Origin of the sequence: Microbulbifer bruguierae (genome assembly GCF_029869925.1) — a bacterium.
In the GTDB taxonomy this organism is placed as follows: Bacteria; Pseudomonadota; Gammaproteobacteria; order Pseudomonadales; family Cellvibrionaceae; genus Microbulbifer; species Microbulbifer bruguierae.
Genome location: NZ_CP118605.1, coordinates 4,255,056 through 4,272,381, shown reverse-complemented (window position 1 = coordinate 4,272,381; position 17,326 = coordinate 4,255,056). Strand labels below are relative to the sequence as shown.

Sequence of the window (17,326 nt, the reverse complement as noted above, 5' to 3'; positions counted from 1 at the left end):
GAAAGAAATATTAAAAAAGGCTACAGCTCTCTTGATGTCGGACTCGCTGAACAGTTCAAAATAATCGAGCGATTGCAGGGGAGCTACGCCGTTCAGTGGTTGTGTGACGTATTTGATGTACACCGGAGCAACTATCGGAGCTGGCGCGATAGACCGTCTGAGTCAAAATCAGAAGAGGTGCGACTACAGGTGTTAGTTATGGCTGCACGTAAGGTTAGCAACGGTTCTTTCGGGGCAAGAACCATCCCGAAGATCGTAACCCAGAGCGGTACACCGCTCACCCGGTACGCGCTGCAAAGCGAATGAAGCTACTCGGCCTGGATAGTACCCAGCTCCCGAATCATCGGTACAAGAAGGCGGAACAGCCACACATTGATGTGCCGAATCATCTGGATCGGGAATTCGATGTCGCTGCACCGGATACCTCTTGGGCCGGGGACATAACGTATATCTGGACAGGCGCCCGTTGGGCGTACTTAGCGGTAGTTATAGATCTCTTTGCACGTAAACCGGTCGGTTGGGCGCTATCACTTCCTTCCCCGCGGCTAGACAGGGAATCACGAATTACATCATTGGCTACTACAGCCAAATACGACCTCATCAGTAAAATGATCGAATGCCGCCGAATATGGCGGTAGGAAAATATTGGAATACTCAGAGTTCGGTGGCCAAAAAGAGTTGACTACTAAAAGATGACATCATCGACCACAAAAAGCTGCTATGCCAAAAACTCTATTTTGACCAACCTGTAAACAAGCTGGTGTTTGACAAAGATATACTCAACCACAGTATCAGCGATGCCAACCAACACCTCTTCCAGACCATGAAAGAGGCCCTCAGACGTATATATCAAAGCCAGGAGAAAAATGACGATGCACTTCTTGAGAGCATCCAAAAAGAAATCATTTCCGCATTACCAGAAGCCCTGCCCAGCATTGAGCAAGTCGCCGAAACACTAAACATTGGTGCTCATACACTTCAGCGTCGACTGTCGGATAAAGGATATAACTTTTCCAAGTTACTGGACCTGACCCGCCGTCAACTGGCGATGAACTATTTGCAAAACACGACCATCTCAACCTCTGAAATTGCCTTTCTACTCGCATATTCCGAAACCAGCGCTTTTGATCGGGCATTCAAACGTTGGACGTCTATGAAGCCATTGGAATACCGTCAGCGCCACAATCGCTAATTGACCGCTCTGAACTAAAGCTGTTTTTTGGTGACACGGTTGCGGCTACATACGAACCTTTGGGCGGAGAAAAAATTCGCATTGGAACCGGGAGGCTGAAAGCTTCCCGGAGAGAGGAGTCGGAAGGTTAAATAAGAACTGCGTCTCAAACCAGCTATAGCGCTATCGAAATAACCAAAAATACAAGTCGTGCGGGAAAATACCAAGACCGCACTGAGACACCTAAAATTCGTACCCGAATACCTGGATATCTTTTCGATAAATCGTCGCTACTTTATCCGCTAGGTCATCGGAATAGTATTTGTGGTACGACGTTTCCGTCGAGGTTACATTCCTACGTACCATCTCTTTCTCGGGTAAGCCCAATTTCTTGAAAACGTAACTGGCATCATCATAAAACGACTCCATTCGACCGATGTAATCGACCGAATTTAGGTCAATCAGTGCAGACTGTGAGCGTATATGACGATCACAATTCTCAATATCGATCCTCGATAAAAAATCTACAAAACCTTCAAAAGTTTGCAGTTTTTCCGCCTCAGAATCAGGAAGCAGGAAAAAATTTTTATTGCCTATATTCACCACTTTGTTACGCCAACAGGAAACGACCCTATCCCATGGATTGCGCACAAACGCGAATTTGAAGTAGTCACCAAAAGATTTGACCGGATAATGAAGCCAGCTCGCGTGTTCCACATCCAGAGGAACACCACTATCTTTCAAATGATTTAGAATAGTTCGCGTGCCAACCTTTGCCACCCGATACCAGATAAATTTTTTGCTATGAGACAGCGTGATATTGTAGCGCGAGCTTGTCGGTATTAACGGCATTTTCGCAACGCCTCTATACAAAAGTTGCATAGAGATACTTCTGACATCTAAACGGCCCGGTTTACCAGGTACGGTTCTCACACTTCAAACTCCCTTTTATCTATTTGACTTTCCATTCAAATCCGACAGCGACATTGCCAACCTACTATACGGACCAACATTACCCGGTATCGGTTCCCCAATAGTAACCGCGATAACAAATCCTGAAACGATAGTAGGCAAAAAATGAATCCCAGAAACAGAACGGCCGGAACCCCGAAACTATCAACAATCTAACACTAAAGCAATCTCATTTTGGCCAGAGCAGCGAGCTTTAGATGCATATGTCCAAAATAGTTATCAGGGTACCCGCGCACCCCCGGGAAAATCTGGGCAGCCCAAAACTACAGGCAAAGGTCAACATAACCGTTTTACACCGCTAATAATACTAACTGCGCGGTACGTAGTTTGCTGGTAATAGAAACACAGGGGTGAACAAAAAATAAACAGGCTAGATTGCGTTGCCAAAAAATTTTCGGCGCATAGGAAATGGCACAAACTTGTTACTGTATAAATTCCCGTAGCTAAATTTGGTTTCCCTCAGGATCCTCAATATTGCACACGTTACAATCTGGGTTTGATCACTCGCCCTGGAACGATTGACCGCCAGCATCAACAACTTTCCCTTTTAGCATCTTCGATACTAACTCCACTGAAGAACAGCTTAACGCCGCCACATCTCAATGTAGTGGGCCACAGCGGATGATCCTAATGCTCGGACCGCAACCTTTAATCCTGCGCCACGGTAAACCAGTTACTCCTCAAACAACGGCGAAATTGGCCAAACCTCATCAAAGGTTGGCTGCTCTTTCTGTGATTTCGCCACGAATGATTTCATCATATCGTCCTGTCGGAACATGCCCGACTGCCATGTAGCCATATACCTGAGGCTGTCCTGTACCGAATGATCCCGGCTGTAATTTAGCATTTCCTTGCAGCCAACCACTGCCAGTGGCGAATTTGCAGCAATCTGCGCAGCGATATCCATTACACCCGCTACCAGTGATTCATGATCAGAGAACACCTTGTTTACCAGCCCCATGGCCTCCGCTTCGCTAGCCCTGAATTTACGCCCGGTATACGCCAGTTCCCGGACCATGCCTTGCGACACCAGTTTGGGGAAACGCTGTAAGGTGCCGACATCGGCCGTCATCCCAAGCTCAGTTTCTTTGATTGTGAAAAATGCATCCTGTGATGCATAACGGCAGTCAGCTGCGCATACCATATCCAGAGCGCCGCCTATGCAGCCTCCGTGAATCGCGACCAGCACTGGTATTCTGGCTTTTTCCAGTGAGCTCAAGCTGTCCTGCAATTGCAGCACAACACGCCGCAAGTTTTCTCCCATACGCCCGGGATCCCCCCCCATCGGGACTGCTTTGGGATCAGAAAATACTGACAGATCCATCCCCGCAGAAAAGTGTTTACCGGTGGATGAAATAACAATAACCCGCGCCAGTGACTCGCGGTCGATTTGTTCAACCAAGCTTGGCAATTCATTCCAGAACGCCTTATTCATGGTATTCATCTGGTCCGGACGAGACAGCTGAATATGGGCAATATGGTCAGTAATCGACACGTTGAAACAGGAGTATTCGAATTGGGAGCCATCTACACTCATCGGAGGCTTTTCCTTTTTATTTCTGGTATTCACCGAGGTCGCCGCAGGGCGGTTAGATCGCGTACTTTACACCCTGGAGGGCAAAAAAAAAGCAGGCCCCATAAGGGGCCTGCTTTTTCATCAGCAAGAAACCGCGCAATTACCAGCCGGTTACTTCCTTCAGTGCGTTACCGATTTCCGCCAGAGAGCGAACGGTTTTAACACCAGCGTCTTCCAGCGCAGCAAACTTCTCGTCTGCAGTGCCTTTACCACCGGAGATGATCGCACCAGCATGGCCCATGCGCTTGCCGGGAGGAGCGGTTACACCAGCGATGTAGGAAACCACCGGCTTGGTGACGTTTTCCTTGATGTAGGCAGCCGCTTCTTCTTCAGCGGAACCACCGATCTCACCGATCATTACAATCGCTTCGGTCTGCGGGTCATTCTGGAACATTTCCAGGATGTCGATGAAGTTGGAGCCCGGGATGGGGTCGCCACCGATGCCCACACAGGTGGACTGGCCGAAGCCGTGGTCAGTAGTCTGCTTTACGGCTTCGTAAGTCAGAGTACCAGAGCGGGATACGATGCCCACTTTACCCGGCATGTGGATGTGACCGGGCATGATGCCGATCTTACATTCACCCGGAGTGATTACGCCCGGGCAGTTCGGGCCAATCAGGCGTACGCCCAGCTCGTCGCACTTAACCTTGGCATCCAGCATGTCCATGGTAGGAATGCCTTCGGTGATGCACACGATCAGCTTGATACCGCCGTTGGCCGCTTCCAGGATGGAATCCTTACAGAAAGGCGCCGGTACGTAGATTACGGATGCTTCTGCACCGGTCGCTTCTACCGCTTCTTTCACGGTGTCGAATACCGGCAGGCCCAGATGAGTCTGACCGCCTTTACCCGGAGTTACACCACCAACCATTTTGGTGCCGTAAGCAATCGCTTGCTCGGAGTGGAAAGTACCCTGGGAGCCGGTGAAGCCCTGGCAGATTACTTTAGTATCTTTGTTAATCAGTACTGACATGATTATTTACCCTCCGCAGCTTTAACCACTTGCTCTGCCGCGTCGGTCAGGCTGGTGGCCGCGATAATGTTCAGGCCGCTTTCGCTCAGAACTTTAGCGCCCAGGTCTGCGTTGTTACCTTCCAGACGTACAACAACCGGTACTTTTACGCCAACTTCTTTCACTGCGCCGATCACGCCTTCAGCGATCATGTCGCAGCGCACGATGCCGCCGAAGATGTTGATCAGAACGGCTTTTACGTTCTCGTCAGACAGGATGATTTTGAACGCTTCGATTACGCGCTCTTTGGTCGCGCCGCCGCCAACGTCCAGGAAGTTGGCCGGCTTGCCGCCGTGCAGGTTGACGATGTCCATGGTACCCATGGCCAGGCCGGCACCGTTTACCATGCAGCCGATGTTGCCATCGAGAGCTACATAATTGAGGTCCCACTTGGCTGCGTGTGCTTCGCGCTCGTCTTCCTGAGACGGGTCGTGCATTTCACGCAGGTCCGGGTGACGGTACAGAGCATTGCTGTCGATAACGATCTTGGCGTCCAGACAGTGCAGGTTTTTCTCTGGGGTGATTACCAGCGGGTTGATTTCCAGCAGGGCCAGATCTTTCTCTTTGAACATCTGGGCCAGGCCCAGGAAGATCTTGGTGAACTGCTTGATCTGGTCGCCTTCGAGGCCCAGTTTGAACGCCAGCTCACGTCCCTGGTAAGGCTGAGCGCCTACCAGCGGATCGATGATGGCTTTCAGGATTTTTTCCGGAGTCTCTTCCGCTACTTTTTCGATCTCAACGCCGCCTTCGGTGGAGGCCATGAAAACGATGCGACGGGTAGCGCGGTCAAGTACTGCACCGAGGTACAGTTCCTGTTCGATGTCGGTGCAGCTCTCAACCAGGATACGGGAAACCGGCTGACCATTTTCGTCTGTCTGATAAGTTACCAGGTTGTTACCCAGCCACTTCTTGGCGAATTCTTCAATTTCCGCTTTGGAGTCTACCAGCTTAACGCCGCCCGCTTTACCGCGGCCACCAGCGTGTACCTGGGCCTTAACAACCCACTTGTCTCCGCCGATTTCGTCTGCTGCCGCTGCTGCTGCTGCCGGGGTTTCCGCTGCGATGCCTTTGGAAACCGGCAATCCGTATGCTGCAAACAGTTGTTTGCCCTGATACTCATGCAAGTTCATAGTCAATACCAATTCACATTTGAAATGTGTTTACCAATTGCAGATTACTCTGCACCTTTAGACAGTAACCAAATTCTGATTCATTACAGAATCGGCGCCTGAAATGAAACCGGGGCGGCTTTTGATGGCCGCCCCGATATACAAGTCGCTTACTTGCGCTTCTTACGGTTGGCCATATGGATGGCGTGGCCGTTGACCGCAAGTGCAGCCTCTTTAACTGCCTCAGAGAAAGTCGGGTGACCGAATACGGTCATGCCGATATCTTCTGCGCTGGAACCGAATTCCATGGCAATCGCCACCTGTTGAACCAGGTCGGAAGCGCTGGGGCCGACAATGTGTGCGCCCAGTACGCGATCGGTTTCTGCGTGGGCGATGATTTTCACCATACCGCCAGATTCGTTAGCGGCAACCGCGCGACCAACCGCCAGGAACGGGAAAACACCGATATTGTAGGGTTCGCCATCGGCCTTGACCTGCTCTTCGGTGCGGCCAACTGCGGCGATTTCCGGGTGGGTGTAGATCACGTTCGGGATCACGTCGTAGTTCATCATCGGCTTCTGACCGGCGATGCGCTCGGCAACCACCACGCCCTCTTCAGATGCTTTGTGGGCCAGCATCGGGCCGCGAACCACGTCACCAATCGCCCATACGCCCGGCGCAGAAGTCATGCACAGGTCGTTCACGTAGATGAAACCGCGCTCGTCCATCTTCACACCGGCGTCTTCGGACAACAGGCCTTCGGTGTACGGACGACGGCCGACACACACGATCAGCTTGTCGAAGGTTTCCTGATGCTCTTTACCGTCTTTGTCCTGGTAAGTAACGACAACTTCTTTGCCCTTTACTTCGCTACCAGTCACACGGCAGGACAAGCGAATGTCGAGACCCTGCTTTTTGAAGATCTTCTGGGATTCTTTGGCGATCTGCTGATCCATGATGGCGAGGAAGCTGTCCAGGGCTTCCAGAACCACAACGTCGGAACCGAGACGGTTCCACACAGAACCCAGTTCCAGACCGATCACGCCGGCACCGATCACGCCGAGGCGCTTGGGTACATCGGTGAATTCCAGTGCACCGGTGGAATCAACAATCACTTTGTTGTCCACAGGCGCCGGCGGGATGTTTACCGGTACAGAGCCGGAAGCCAGGATCACGTTTTCGGCTTCGTAGACGGTGGTGTTGCCGTCTTTATCGGTCACTTCCACTTTCTTTCCAGGCAGCAGCTTGCCGGTGCCCTGGATCGAGGTCACCTTGTTGGCCATAAACAGACCGGAGATACCACCGGACATCTGTTTGACCACGCCTTCTTTACGCTCGATCATTTTCTTGACATCGATCTTTACCTTACCGGTTTCGATGCCGTGCACTTCCAGAGCGTCTTTTGCTTCGTGGTATTTCCAGGAGCTGTCCAGCAGCGCCTTGGAGGGGATACAGCCCACGTTCAGACAGGTACCGCCATTAACGGTCTTGCCTTCTTTGTTCACCCATTTTTCAACACAGGCAGTTTTCAGACCCAGCTGCGCTGCGCGAATTGCGGCTACATAACCACCGGGGCCAGAGCCGATTACGATTACGTCAAATTTTTCTGACATGGTCTGTTCCAAATTTGAGTGGATTCAACGGATGCGACTTTCTATCGCAAAACCGGGGATCTGCCCGGTATTCCCTGAGGCGGTCTTGTTGCCGCTGATGCCAGACGTGCTGGCTCATTGTTTAGGGCGACCGCAGCCGCAGCCGCCCCATCTCCAATATTTGAACCGCTTACACTTCCAGCAGGATGCGCGCCGGATCTTCGATCATTTCCTTGATCGCAACCAGGAAGCCAACCGCTTCCTTGCCGTCAATCAGGCGGTGGTCGTAAGACAGAGCCAGGTACATCATCGGCAGGATTTCTACCTTGCCGTTTACTGCCATCGGGCGATCCTGGATCTTGTGCATACCCAGAATCGCGGTCTGCGGCGGATTCAGGATCGGGGTGGACAGCAGGGAACCGAACACACCACCGTTGGTGATGGTGAAGGTACCGCCGGTCATCTCTTCGATGGACAGTTTGCCATCGCGAGCACGCAGACCCATGTCACGGATATTGTTTTCGATATCTGCCAGGCCCATATTTTCGGCACCGCGCAGAATCGGCACGACCAGACCTTTCGGAGAAGAAACGGCTACACCGATATCCTGGTAGCCGTGGTAAACGATATCGTCACCATCGATGGACGCATTCACCGCGGAATAACGCTTCAGAGCTTCTACTGCGGCTTTTACGAAGAAGCCCATGAAGCCCAGACGGGTACCGTTGTGGGTCTTCTCGAACAGGTCTTTGTAGTTCGCGCGCAGATCCATGATCGGCTTCATGTTCACTTCGTTGAACGTAGTGAGCATGGCGGTGGACTGGGAAGCGTCCAGCAGACGCTCGGCGATGCGCTTGCGCATACGGGTCATGGGTACACGCTTTTCAACGCGCTCGCCCGGTGCAACTGCAACCTGAGCGGCAGCGGCAGGAGCCGCGGCGGGTGCAGCCGGCGCAGTGCCCGCTTTCATCACGTCTTCTTTCAGTACGCGACCGCCTTTGCCACTGCCTTCAACACCGGCGAGGTCAACACCTTTTTCCGCCGCCATTTTCTTGGCGGACGGCATGGCAATTTTTTCACCAGTAGCGGCGGGTGCCGGAGCGACGGCTGCGGCTTCGGCGGCCGGAGCAGCGGCGGAGGCGCCAGCGCCTTCTTCGAATATGGCGATCACTTCGTTAGAGAGAACAGTGTCGCCCTCTCCCTTAATGATCTCACTGATGGCGCCGTCTGCCGGTGCAACGACTTCCAGCACAACTTTATCGGTTTCGATATCCACGATCAGTTCATCGCGGGACACAGCTTCGCCCGGTTGTTTATGCCAGGTGGCTACAGTGCCGTCCTGAACGGATTCCGGGAAAGTTGGCGCTTTAATCTCGATGGTCATTGTTCCTGTTTCCTGAGATTGCTCTTGGATGCAACCCAAACCTCACGATTTGAAGCGCATCCTGTTTCGTTGTACTGCTGCCTTATTCGACAGTCAGCGCCTCATTGATGAACGTGTTCTGTTCTTCCAGATGGGTGGACATATAGCCCGCCGCCGGTGCAGCAGAAGCTGCGCGGCCGACATATTCCAGCTCCAGCTTCGGATGTGCTTCTTTCAGCAGACGACGCAGGTGGTGCTGGCTTGAGTACCAGGCACCCTGATTCATCGGCTCTTCCTGACACCAGGCGACACTTTCGATGTTCTTGAATGCGGAAACCGCAGCCAGGAATTCGTCGTCGGGGAACGGATACAGCTGTTCCAGACGTACAAACGCTACCTCTTCCTGTTCACGCTCCATGCGCGCTTCCAGCAGATGGTAGTAAACCTTGCCGGAGCAGATGACCAGGCGTTTGACCTTGGCCGGGTCGACCGCCTCGTCCTGAATCACATTCTGGAACTGGCCATTGGCCAGCTCGTCCAAGGTGGAAGTGGCCAGCTTGTGACGCAGAATCCACTTCGGACTCATGATGACCAGCGGACGGCGCATCGGGCGGACTGCCTGACGGCGCAGCAAGTGGAAGATCTGTGCCGGCGTGGTGGCATTACACACCTGGATATTGTGCTCTGCACACAGCTGCATGAAGCGCTCAAGGCGTGCGGAGGAGTGCTCCGGACCCTGACCTTCGTAGCCGTGCGGCAGCAGCATCACCAGGCCACACATACGGCCCCACTTGTGCTCACCGGAAGTGATGAACTGGTCGATCACTACCTGGGCGCCATTGGCGAAGTCGCCGAACTGCGCTTCCCACACCACCAGGGATTTCGGGGTGGTGGTGGCGTAGCCGTATTCGAACGCCAGAACCGCTTCTTCCGACAGTAGTGAGTCGTACATATCGAAGCGCGGCTGGCCTTCGTACATATGCTGCAGCGGAGTGTAGCTCTGGCCATCTTTCTGGCTGTGCAGCACCGCGTGGCGGTGAGAGAAGGTACCGCGACCCACATCTTCACCGGTGAAGCGGACCATGTAGCCCTGCTCCAGCAGGGTGCCGTAAGCGAGGGTTTCCGCCATGCCCCAGTTCAGTGGCAGGGCGCCACCGGCCATTTTGCGGCGGTCTTCGTAAATCTTGGAAACCTGGCGCTGCATGACAATGCCATCCGGCACGGTGGTCATGCGGTTGGCTACGTCCTTCAGCTTGGTCAGCGGGAAGCTGGTGTCGCCTTCGGCGGTCCATTCGTGGTTCAGGTAGGGGCGCCAGTCCACAAACATGGAGGAATCCGGCTCTTTTACCAGACCGGTGGCCACGTCTTCACCGCGGTCCAGCTTGTCCCGGTAATCATTGGCCAGCGCATCTGCTGCGGCCTTGTCCAGCACACCCTCGGCAATCAGTTTTTCCGCGTACAGGGTACGGGTGGTTTTCTGTTTGCGGATGGCCTGATACATCAGCGGCTGGGTGCCGGAGGGATCGTCGGTCTCGTTGTGGCCGCGACGGCGGTAACACACGAGATCGATCACGATGTCTTTCTTGAACTCGTAGCGGTAGTCCACGGCCAGCAGGCCGGCCAGTACCACCGCTTCCGGATCATCGCCGTTCACATGCAGTACCGGGGCGTCGATCATCTTCGCCACGTCGGTACAGTATTCCGTGGAGCGGGCGTCTTCACGCTTGCTGGTGGTGAAGCCCACCTGGTTGTTCAGCACCAGGTGAATGGTACCGCCGGTGTAGTAACCACGGGTCTGGGACATCTGCAGGGTTTCCTGCACCACGCCCTGGCCGGCAAATGCGGCATCACCATGGATATTGATCGGCATGACCTTTTCGCCGGTGCTGTCGCCGCGGCGGTCCTGACGGGCACGCACGGAGCCGACGACCACCGGGGCACAGATTTCCAGGTGCGAGGGGTTGAACGCCAACGCCAGGTGCACTTCGCCACCGGGGGTCATCACATTGGAAGAGAAACCCTGGTGGTACTTCACGTCGCCGGAAGTATCGAGGGTTTTCTTGCCTTCGAATTCTTCAAACAGGTCCGCCGGGTTTTTGCCCAGAATATTGACCAGGGTATTCAGGCGGCCGCGGTGCGCCATACCGATGACGATTTCTTTCACCGCGTAGGTGCCGGAGCGACGGATGAGCGCGTCCATCAGCGGGATCAGGCTCTCGCCTCCTTCCACGCCGAAACGCTTGGTGCCCGGATACTTTGAATCCAGGTGACGCTCGAGGCCTTCTGCCGCAGACAGGCGCTGCAGAATCTCAGTGCGGATGTCATTGCCAAAGGTTGGCTTGCTCTGGCTGCGCTCCAGGCGTTGCTGGAACCACTGCTGCTCGTCCAGATTGGACAGGTGCATGATCTCAGCGCCGAGGGTGCCGCAGTAGGTATTTTCCAGGCCCTGCACGATTTCACGCAGTGTGGCTTCGCCATTGGTGAAGTACAGGTCACCGGTTTGGAAGGTGGTGTCAAAATCACCTTCGGTGAGACCGTGATAATTCAGTTGCAGGTCCGGCACCTGTTCACGGGCCATCAACCCCAGGGGGTCCAGGGTGGCTTTTTTGTGGCCGCGGTGGCGGTAGGAATTGATCAGCTGCAGAACTTTGATCTGCTTGCGCTCGTGCTCCACATTGACGGAACCGGCGCCGGGTGCGGACAGCGGGCGGGTGCGGTTTTTCGCCAGCAACTCGAAATGCTGACGAATGGCGGCATGTGAGACGTCGCCCCCATTTACCCGCGGCAGGCTATCGAAGTAACTGCGCCATTCATCCGGTACACCGCTCGGGTCGTGTAGATAGGTCTCGTACAGCTCCTCCACGTATCCGGCGTTACCACCGGAGATATGCGAAGTGCGCCAGAGCTCCTCCATAGTGCTTTCGTGCATTAATTGCCTACCTCAATTGACGGCGCACACCCTTAAAATTCTGCGCCGTTCTTTCCTGTCTTTTCACCCACAAAAGGGGAGGTGCTGTAAAGACACCTCCCCTTTCTCGTATAAGCCTGACACCTGCATTGCTGTCGGCCTAATTGTGATTATCTATGGTGGCTAAACCCGCTCCCTATACGGCGCGAGTGATCAGCATATTGCGGATATGTCCAATGGCCCGGGTGGGGTTCAATCCCTTGGGACATACATTTACGCAGTTCTGGATACCATGGCAGCGGAAGACACTGAAGGGATCGTCCAGTTTACTGAGACGCTCATCAGTGGCTTCGTCGCGGCTGTCGGCCAGGAAGCGATACGCTTGCAGCAGACCAGCCGGCCCGATGAACTTGTCCGGGTTCCACCAGAAAGACGGACACGCAGTGGAACAGCAGGCACAGAGAATACACTCGTAAAGGCCATCCAGCTTTTCACGCTCTTCCGGGGTCTGCAGACGCTCGATCGCCGGCGCTGGAGAGTTGTTCTGCAGGAAGGGTTCAATCTTCTTGTACTGGGTGTAGAACTGCTCCATATCCACAACCAGGTCGCGGATCACCGGCAGACCCGGCAGCGGGCGCAGGATCAGCTTGCCTTTCGGGGCTGCTTCGGAGATCGGCATGATACAGGCAAGGCCATTCTTACCGGAAATATTCATACCGTCGGAACCGCACACACCTTCACGGCAGGAGCGACGGAAAGCCAGGCTCGGGTCCTGGGCTTTCAGCAGTTCCAGCACATCCAGCACCATCAGGTCTTTGCCCTGGGTATCCAGCTCGTAATCCTGCATGTAAGGAGCAGAATCGGTTTCCGGGTTGTAACGGTAAATGCTTACTTTCAACATATTGTTTCCGCTCCCGAATTAATAAGTACGTGCTTTCGGCTCGAAAGCTTCGACGGTTTTCGGTGCAAAGTTCACCGCACGCTTGCCGACACGCTTCTCACCCGGGAAGAACATGGAGTGACACAGCCAGTTCTCGTCGTCGCGCTCCTGGAAGTCTTCGCGAGCGTGAGCGCCGCGACTCTCAGTGCGCACTTCCGCAGCAATCGCGGTCGCTTCGGCCACTTCCAGTAGGTTCTGCAGCTCCAGTGCCTCGATACGCGCGGTATTGAATGCACGAGACTTGTCGTCCAGGCGTACGTTGGCGATGCGCTCACGCAGGCTTTCCAGCTTCTTCACACCCTCGGCCATGTAGTCGCCGCGACGGAATACACCGAAGTGGTTCTGCATCACGTTCTGCAGCTCGGTGCGCAAATCAGCCGCTTTCTCACCGTTGTTGGTGGTTTCCAGACGATTCAGGCGAGACATCGCCGCTTCGATATCGGAGTCACTCGCTTCGCGAGCTTCGATACCTTCGCGCAGCGCCTTCTCGATGAACAGCCCGGAAGCGCGACCGAATACCACCAGGTCCAGCAGAGAGTTGCCACCCAGACGGTTGGCACCGTGTACGGATACACAGGCAACCTCACCACAGGCGAAGAAACCGTCTACGACCTGGTCGTTGCCGGACGCGTCCTGGGTCAGAGCCTGGCCGTGAACATTGGTGGGGATACCACCCATCATGTAGTGGCAGGTCGGAACCACCGGAATCGGCTCTTTAACCGGGTCGGCATGAGCAAAGGTCTTGGCCAGCTCACAGATACCCGGCAGGCGGCTGTGCAGCAGCTCTTCACCCAGGTGATCCAGCTTCAGGAATACGTGGTCACCATTCGGGCCGGCACCGCGGCCGTCGAGGATTTCCAACACCATGGAGCGGGCAACCACGTCGCGGGACGCCAGGTCCTTCGCGTTGGGCGCGTAGCGCTCCATGAAACGCTCGCCGTCCTTGTTGATCAGGTAGCCGCCTTCACCGCGACAACCTTCTGTAACCAGTACCCCAGCGCCGGCGATACCGGTGGGGTGGAACTGCCACATTTCGATGTCTTGTACCGGGAAGCCTGCGCGCAGGGCCATGCCCACGCCGTCACCGGTATTGATGTGCGCATTGGTGGTGGACGCGAAGATGCGGCCGGCACCACCGGTGGCTAACACGGTTGCCTTGGACTTGATGAAGACCACTTCGCCATCTTCGATACAGATGGCGATAACACCCACAACCACGCCATCCTGGTTCTTCACCAGATCCACCGCGAACCACTCGTTCAGGAATACGGTATTGTGCTTGACGTTGTTCTGATACAGGGTGTGCAGCAGAGCGTGACCGGTACGGTCCGCCGCCGCGCAGGTACGCGCCGCCTGGCCACCGCGGCCATAGTCCTTGGACTGGCCACCGAAGGGACGCTGATAGATGCGGCCTTCTTTGGTACGGGAGAACGGCAGACCCATGTGCTCCAGTTCGAACACCGCTTCCGGGCCTACGGAACACATGTACTCGATCGCGTCCTGGTCACCGATGTAATCGGAACCTTTGACGGTGTCGTACATGTGCCAGCGCCAGTCGTCATTGGGGTCATCGCTTGCGATCGCACAGGTGATACCGCCCTGGGCGGAAACCGTGTGCGAACGGGTCGGGAATACTTTGGTGATTACCGCAGTCTTGAAACCGGACTGGGCCATCTGCAGGGCCGCGCGCATACCCGCACCGCCACCGCCAATTACGATACCGTCAAAGGTAATTGTTCGCATATTCGACATAACTTACACACCCCACAGAATTTCAATGCCCCACACCGCGTAGAACACGGCGACGGCCCCCAACAGCACCTCTACCAGAATGCGCAGCACGGTAGCCTTGCCACCCATCATGCGATTGGTGAGGTAGTCGGTAATCACGGACCAGAGGCCGATCCAGGCGTGAGCAATTGTGGAGATCAGAGCTACCAGACTGAATACACGCACCCAGCGCTGCTCGAACAACGCTGACCAGCTCGCGTAGCTGAAATCTTTAGAGAGAAAAATAAAACCCACTATAAAGAGGGTGTAAGCCACCAGCACCACGGCACTGACGCGTTGAATAAACCAGTCGTAAAGGCCACTGCGACCAAAACCTGTAACTGCCTTTACCATATCAGGACTCCTGCCAGCAGAATGAGTACAACTGAAAGTACCAGCACAGCGATGGCACCGCGGCGACCACCCTCCAGGCTCTCACCAACACCCAGATCCATGATCAGGTGGCGCACACCTGCGATCAGGTGATAGATGAGCGCAGCCAGAGATGCCCACAAAATGAGCTTGGCCGGAACGCTGGTAAAAAACTCAGCTACCTTATGAAAACCCTGCTCAGACTCCAGACTGGAATCCAACATGCACAAAAGAAGCGCAACTACAGCGAAGAGCACCACACCGGAAATACGGTGCAGAATGGATACCAACGCTGGTACAGGAAGCTTGATAGTAGAAATGTCTAAATTGACAGGTCTGTTCTTGTTCACAGGAAAAACACCTTGTTGCCCTGAAAAGACGGGGCGCCCGTTAATTTTGCATGTACCGGGCGAGCTTGCCGATCACCAAACACACAATCTGTTGAGATTGCGTACAAAGTGGCCTTACCACAGCGCAAGCCGCGCGGATTATAGGCATTCGAGTTGCAAAAAACAACGAACGCCAACCCTCGGATTAGCTCCCGGTATCCGTCCTATATCAGTTGGAAACCGCGCCAGGCAATAGACCAAGGTATGATCCGCCCAATCAGGTGCCCCCAAATGGGTCCGGCACACACCCCTTCCGTAACAGGCAATTTTCCTGCCGACTTGGCCTATTGCGGAACATCATGTGGTAGTAAAACCTATCAGCCTCGCCAATTTGGTTTGACAATTTGAGGCGCGGCACTTAAGTTTGGCCGCGCTCAAAAGCCCGCTAGCCCCATATCCGCGTCCGGATGCCGCCAACGAAGGCCCTCCGAACCCGTAGAATCCGGCAATTCCCGGGTTTTGCACCGACGAAATCGACACCGGTGGTACACCTTCCTATAAAAGGTGATCACAGGTGAGCGCGGAACGAGCCCCTACCCGGGCCGTGGAATCACTGCAAATATTCAGTGATTTATGTGGAAGTAAAAAAGCTGGCAAAAGAATAGTTTTTAGGAGTCCACAATGTCCGACAAGAAAGCTCAACTAACGGTCGACGGTATCGACGCCCCTCTGGATCTTCCGGTCTACTCTGGCACTACCGGTCCTGACGTTGTCGATGTCAGCGGCCTGGCAAGCAAGGGCCTGTTTACCTATGACCCGGGCTTCATGTCCACCGCCTCCTGTGAATCCAAAATCACCTATATCGATGGCGCCAAGGGCGTTCTGCTGCACCGCGGCTACCCCATCGAACAGCTGGCGGAGAAGTCTGACTATCTGGAAACCTGCTACCTGCTGATGAACGGCGAGCTGCCCACGGCAGAGCAGAAGAAGGAATACGTCAACGGCATCATGAACCACACCATGGTGCATGAATCACTGGTCAACTTTTTCAAGGGCTTCCGCTACGACGCCCACCCGATGGCCATGATGTGTGGTGTTGTCGGCGCCCTCGCCTCTTTCTACCACGACTCCCTCGATATCACCGATCCGGAACACCGCAAGATTTCCGCTGACCGCCTGATCGCCAAAATGCCAACCCTGGCAGCCATGTGCTACAAGCACAGCAAAGGCCAGCCGTTCATGTACCCGGACAACAGCCTGAGCTACTCCGAGAACTTCCTGCACATGATGTTCGGAAACCCCTGTGAGCCGAGCAAAATCGACCCGGTCGTGGCCAAGGCCATGGACGTGATCTTCCTGCTGCACGCCGACCACGAGCAGAACGCCTCGACTTCCACTGTGCGTCTGGCCGGCTCCTCTGGTGCCAACCCCTTCGCGTGTATCTCCTCTGGTATCGCCACCCTGTGGGGCCCGGCGCACGGCGGCGCCAACGAAGCGGTTCTGAACATGCTGGAAGAGATTGGCGATGAAAGCCGTATCGACGAGTACGTCGCCAAAGCCAAGGATAAGAACGATCCGTTCCGTCTGATGGGCTTTGGCCACCGCGTATACAAAAACTTCGACCCGCGCTCCCGTGTGATGCAGGGCATTTGCGACGAAGTACTGGGTGCCATGGGTGCCGAGAACGATCCGCTGCTGCGTATCGCCAAGAAACTGGAGAAAATCGCGCTGGAAGATGAGTACTTCGTGGAGAAGAAACTCTATCCGAACGTAGACTTCTACTCCGGTATCATCATGAAGGCCATCGGTATTCCTACCGATATGTTCACCGTGATCTTCGCTACTGGCCGTACCGCTGGCTGGATTGCGCACTGGAACGAGATGATCTCCAACCCGTACAAGATCGGCCGTCCGCGTCAGCTTTACACCGGCTACACCACGCGCGACTACGTTTCTCTGGAAAGCCGCTAAGCGATTCGCATCGCATAGAACACCAGAGCATAAAAAAACCCGGCAATTGCCGGGTTTTTTTATGCCTGAAAACAGAAAGCGGCCGATAGTTTATCGACCGCTCACCCCTTTTTACCCAATCAAGCTGACTGAAACATCCCGCTCTTTCACTCGCTGAAGTCAACACTCCGACCAGTGGTCACCCGCTGTGGGCCTATTTACGTACGTGCTCAGTCTCCGTTACGGACCGCTTTTTCTTGGC

General features: G+C 54.6%; 14 protein-coding genes. 3 read left to right on the top strand and 11 right to left on the bottom strand.

The features are described from left to right. Nucleotides 1-302: 302 nt before the first annotated feature. Both PVT68_RS18435 and PVT68_RS17410 read left to right on the top strand, forming a co-directional pair. On the top strand, nt 303-638 hold the full coding sequence (locus PVT68_RS18435) for a DDE-type integrase/transposase/recombinase (RefSeq protein WP_407666109.1): 336 nt from the start codon (nt 303-305) through the stop codon (nt 636-638). Between the two features lie 122 nt (nt 639-760). Beyond that, nucleotides 761-1,192, top strand: a complete 432-nt coding sequence (locus PVT68_RS17410; protein ID WP_280320333.1) for a helix-turn-helix domain-containing protein — start codon at nt 761-763, stop codon at nt 1,190-1,192. Nucleotides 1,193-1,414: 222 nt separating this feature from the next. Here PVT68_RS17410 and PVT68_RS17405 read toward each other — a convergent pair whose 3' ends face one another. The 11 genes from PVT68_RS17405 to sdhC all read right to left on the bottom strand — a co-directional run bounded on the left by PVT68_RS17405 (nt 1,415) and on the right by sdhC (nt 15,135). Further along, complete coding sequence (locus PVT68_RS17405; protein ID WP_280320331.1) at nt 1,415-2,104, bottom strand: sulfotransferase family 2 domain-containing protein; 690 nt, start codon at nt 2,102-2,104, stop codon at nt 1,415-1,417. A 712-nt stretch (nt 2,105-2,816) separates the two neighbouring features. Beyond that, nucleotides 2,817-3,680 carry a crotonase/enoyl-CoA hydratase family protein gene (locus tag PVT68_RS17400; protein WP_280320329.1) on the bottom strand — a complete coding sequence of 288 codons (864 nt, stop codon included), beginning with the start codon at nt 3,678-3,680 and terminating at the stop codon, nt 2,817-2,819. A 139-nt stretch (nt 3,681-3,819) separates the two neighbouring features. Next, nucleotides 3,820-4,692 (bottom strand): succinate--CoA ligase subunit alpha, encoded by an 873-nt coding sequence (gene sucD / locus PVT68_RS17395; protein ID WP_280320327.1) that lies wholly within the window; start codon nt 4,690-4,692, stop codon nt 3,820-3,822. Between the two features lie 2 nt (nt 4,693-4,694). Beyond that, a complete protein-coding gene (sucC, locus tag PVT68_RS17390; protein ID WP_160153144.1) occupies nt 4,695-5,861 on the bottom strand; it encodes an ADP-forming succinate--CoA ligase subunit beta in 1,167 nt (388 codons plus the stop codon). Nucleotides 5,862-6,010: 149 nt separating this feature from the next. Beyond that, entirely contained in the window at nt 6,011-7,453 is a 1,443-nt protein-coding gene (gene lpdA, locus PVT68_RS17385; RefSeq protein ID WP_280320322.1) for a dihydrolipoyl dehydrogenase, read from the bottom strand. 169 nt (nt 7,454-7,622) lie between these two features. Then, nucleotides 7,623-8,816, bottom strand: coding sequence for a 2-oxoglutarate dehydrogenase complex dihydrolipoyllysine-residue succinyltransferase (odhB, locus tag PVT68_RS17380; protein WP_280320320.1), 1,194 nt, complete (start codon nt 8,814-8,816; stop codon nt 7,623-7,625). A gap of 82 nt (nt 8,817-8,898) precedes the next feature. Next, complete coding sequence (locus tag PVT68_RS17375) at nt 8,899-11,724, bottom strand: 2-oxoglutarate dehydrogenase E1 component (protein WP_280320319.1); 2,826 nt, start codon at nt 11,722-11,724, stop codon at nt 8,899-8,901. A 175-nt stretch (nt 11,725-11,899) separates the two neighbouring features. Further along, a complete protein-coding gene (locus PVT68_RS17370) occupies nt 11,900-12,604 on the bottom strand; it encodes a succinate dehydrogenase iron-sulfur subunit (protein ID WP_280320317.1) in 705 nt (234 codons plus the stop codon). An 18-nt stretch (nt 12,605-12,622) separates the two neighbouring features. Beyond that, nucleotides 12,623-14,395, bottom strand: a complete 1,773-nt coding sequence (gene sdhA / locus PVT68_RS17365; RefSeq protein ID WP_280320315.1) for a succinate dehydrogenase flavoprotein subunit — start codon at nt 14,393-14,395, stop codon at nt 12,623-12,625. Between the two features lie 3 nt (nt 14,396-14,398). Beyond that, nucleotides 14,399-14,767, bottom strand: a complete 369-nt coding sequence (gene sdhD, locus PVT68_RS17360; protein ID WP_226662482.1) for a succinate dehydrogenase, hydrophobic membrane anchor protein — start codon at nt 14,765-14,767, stop codon at nt 14,399-14,401. Then, a complete protein-coding gene (gene sdhC / locus PVT68_RS17355) occupies nt 14,761-15,135 on the bottom strand; it encodes a succinate dehydrogenase, cytochrome b556 subunit (protein ID WP_280320311.1) in 375 nt (124 codons plus the stop codon). Before sdhC ends, sdhD begins: the two co-directional genes overlap by 7 nt. 660 nt (nt 15,136-15,795) lie before the next feature. Here sdhC and gltA point away from each other — a divergent pair. Next, nucleotides 15,796-17,085 carry a citrate synthase gene (gltA, locus tag PVT68_RS17350; RefSeq protein ID WP_280320310.1) on the top strand — a complete coding sequence of 430 codons (1,290 nt, stop codon included), beginning with the start codon at nt 15,796-15,798 and terminating at the stop codon, nt 17,083-17,085. The last annotated feature ends 241 nt before the right edge of the window (nt 17,086-17,326 follow it).

Excerpts from the sequence above, each read along its gene's own strand:
- PVT68_RS18435 (WP_407666109.1), top strand. The coding sequence starts at position 303 with ATGAAGCTACTCGGCCTGGATAGTACCCAGCTCCCGAATCATCGGTAC.
- PVT68_RS17400 (WP_280320329.1), bottom strand. The coding sequence starts at position 3,680 with ATGAGTGTAGATGGCTCCCAATTCGAATACTCCTGTTTCAACGTGTCG.
- sucD (WP_280320327.1), bottom strand. The coding sequence starts at position 4,692 with ATGTCAGTACTGATTAACAAAGATACTAAAGTAATCTGCCAGGGCTTC.
- sucC (WP_160153144.1), bottom strand. The coding sequence starts at position 5,861 with ATGAACTTGCATGAGTATCAGGGCAAACAACTGTTTGCAGCATACGGA.
- lpdA (WP_280320322.1), bottom strand. The coding sequence starts at position 7,453 with ATGTCAGAAAAATTTGACGTAATCGTAATCGGCTCTGGCCCCGGTGGT.
- odhB (WP_280320320.1), bottom strand. The coding sequence starts at position 8,816 with ATGACCATCGAGATTAAAGCGCCAACTTTCCCGGAATCCGTTCAGGAC.
- PVT68_RS17375 (WP_280320319.1), bottom strand. The coding sequence starts at position 11,724 with ATGCACGAAAGCACTATGGAGGAGCTCTGGCGCACTTCGCATATCTCC.
- PVT68_RS17370 (WP_280320317.1), bottom strand. The coding sequence starts at position 12,604 with ATGTTGAAAGTAAGCATTTACCGTTACAACCCGGAAACCGATTCTGCT.
- sdhA (WP_280320315.1), bottom strand. The coding sequence starts at position 14,395 with ATGTCGAATATGCGAACAATTACCTTTGACGGTATCGTAATTGGCGGT.
- sdhD (WP_226662482.1), bottom strand. The coding sequence starts at position 14,767 with ATGGTAAAGGCAGTTACAGGTTTTGGTCGCAGTGGCCTTTACGACTGG.
- gltA (WP_280320310.1), top strand. The coding sequence starts at position 15,796 with ATGTCCGACAAGAAAGCTCAACTAACGGTCGACGGTATCGACGCCCCT.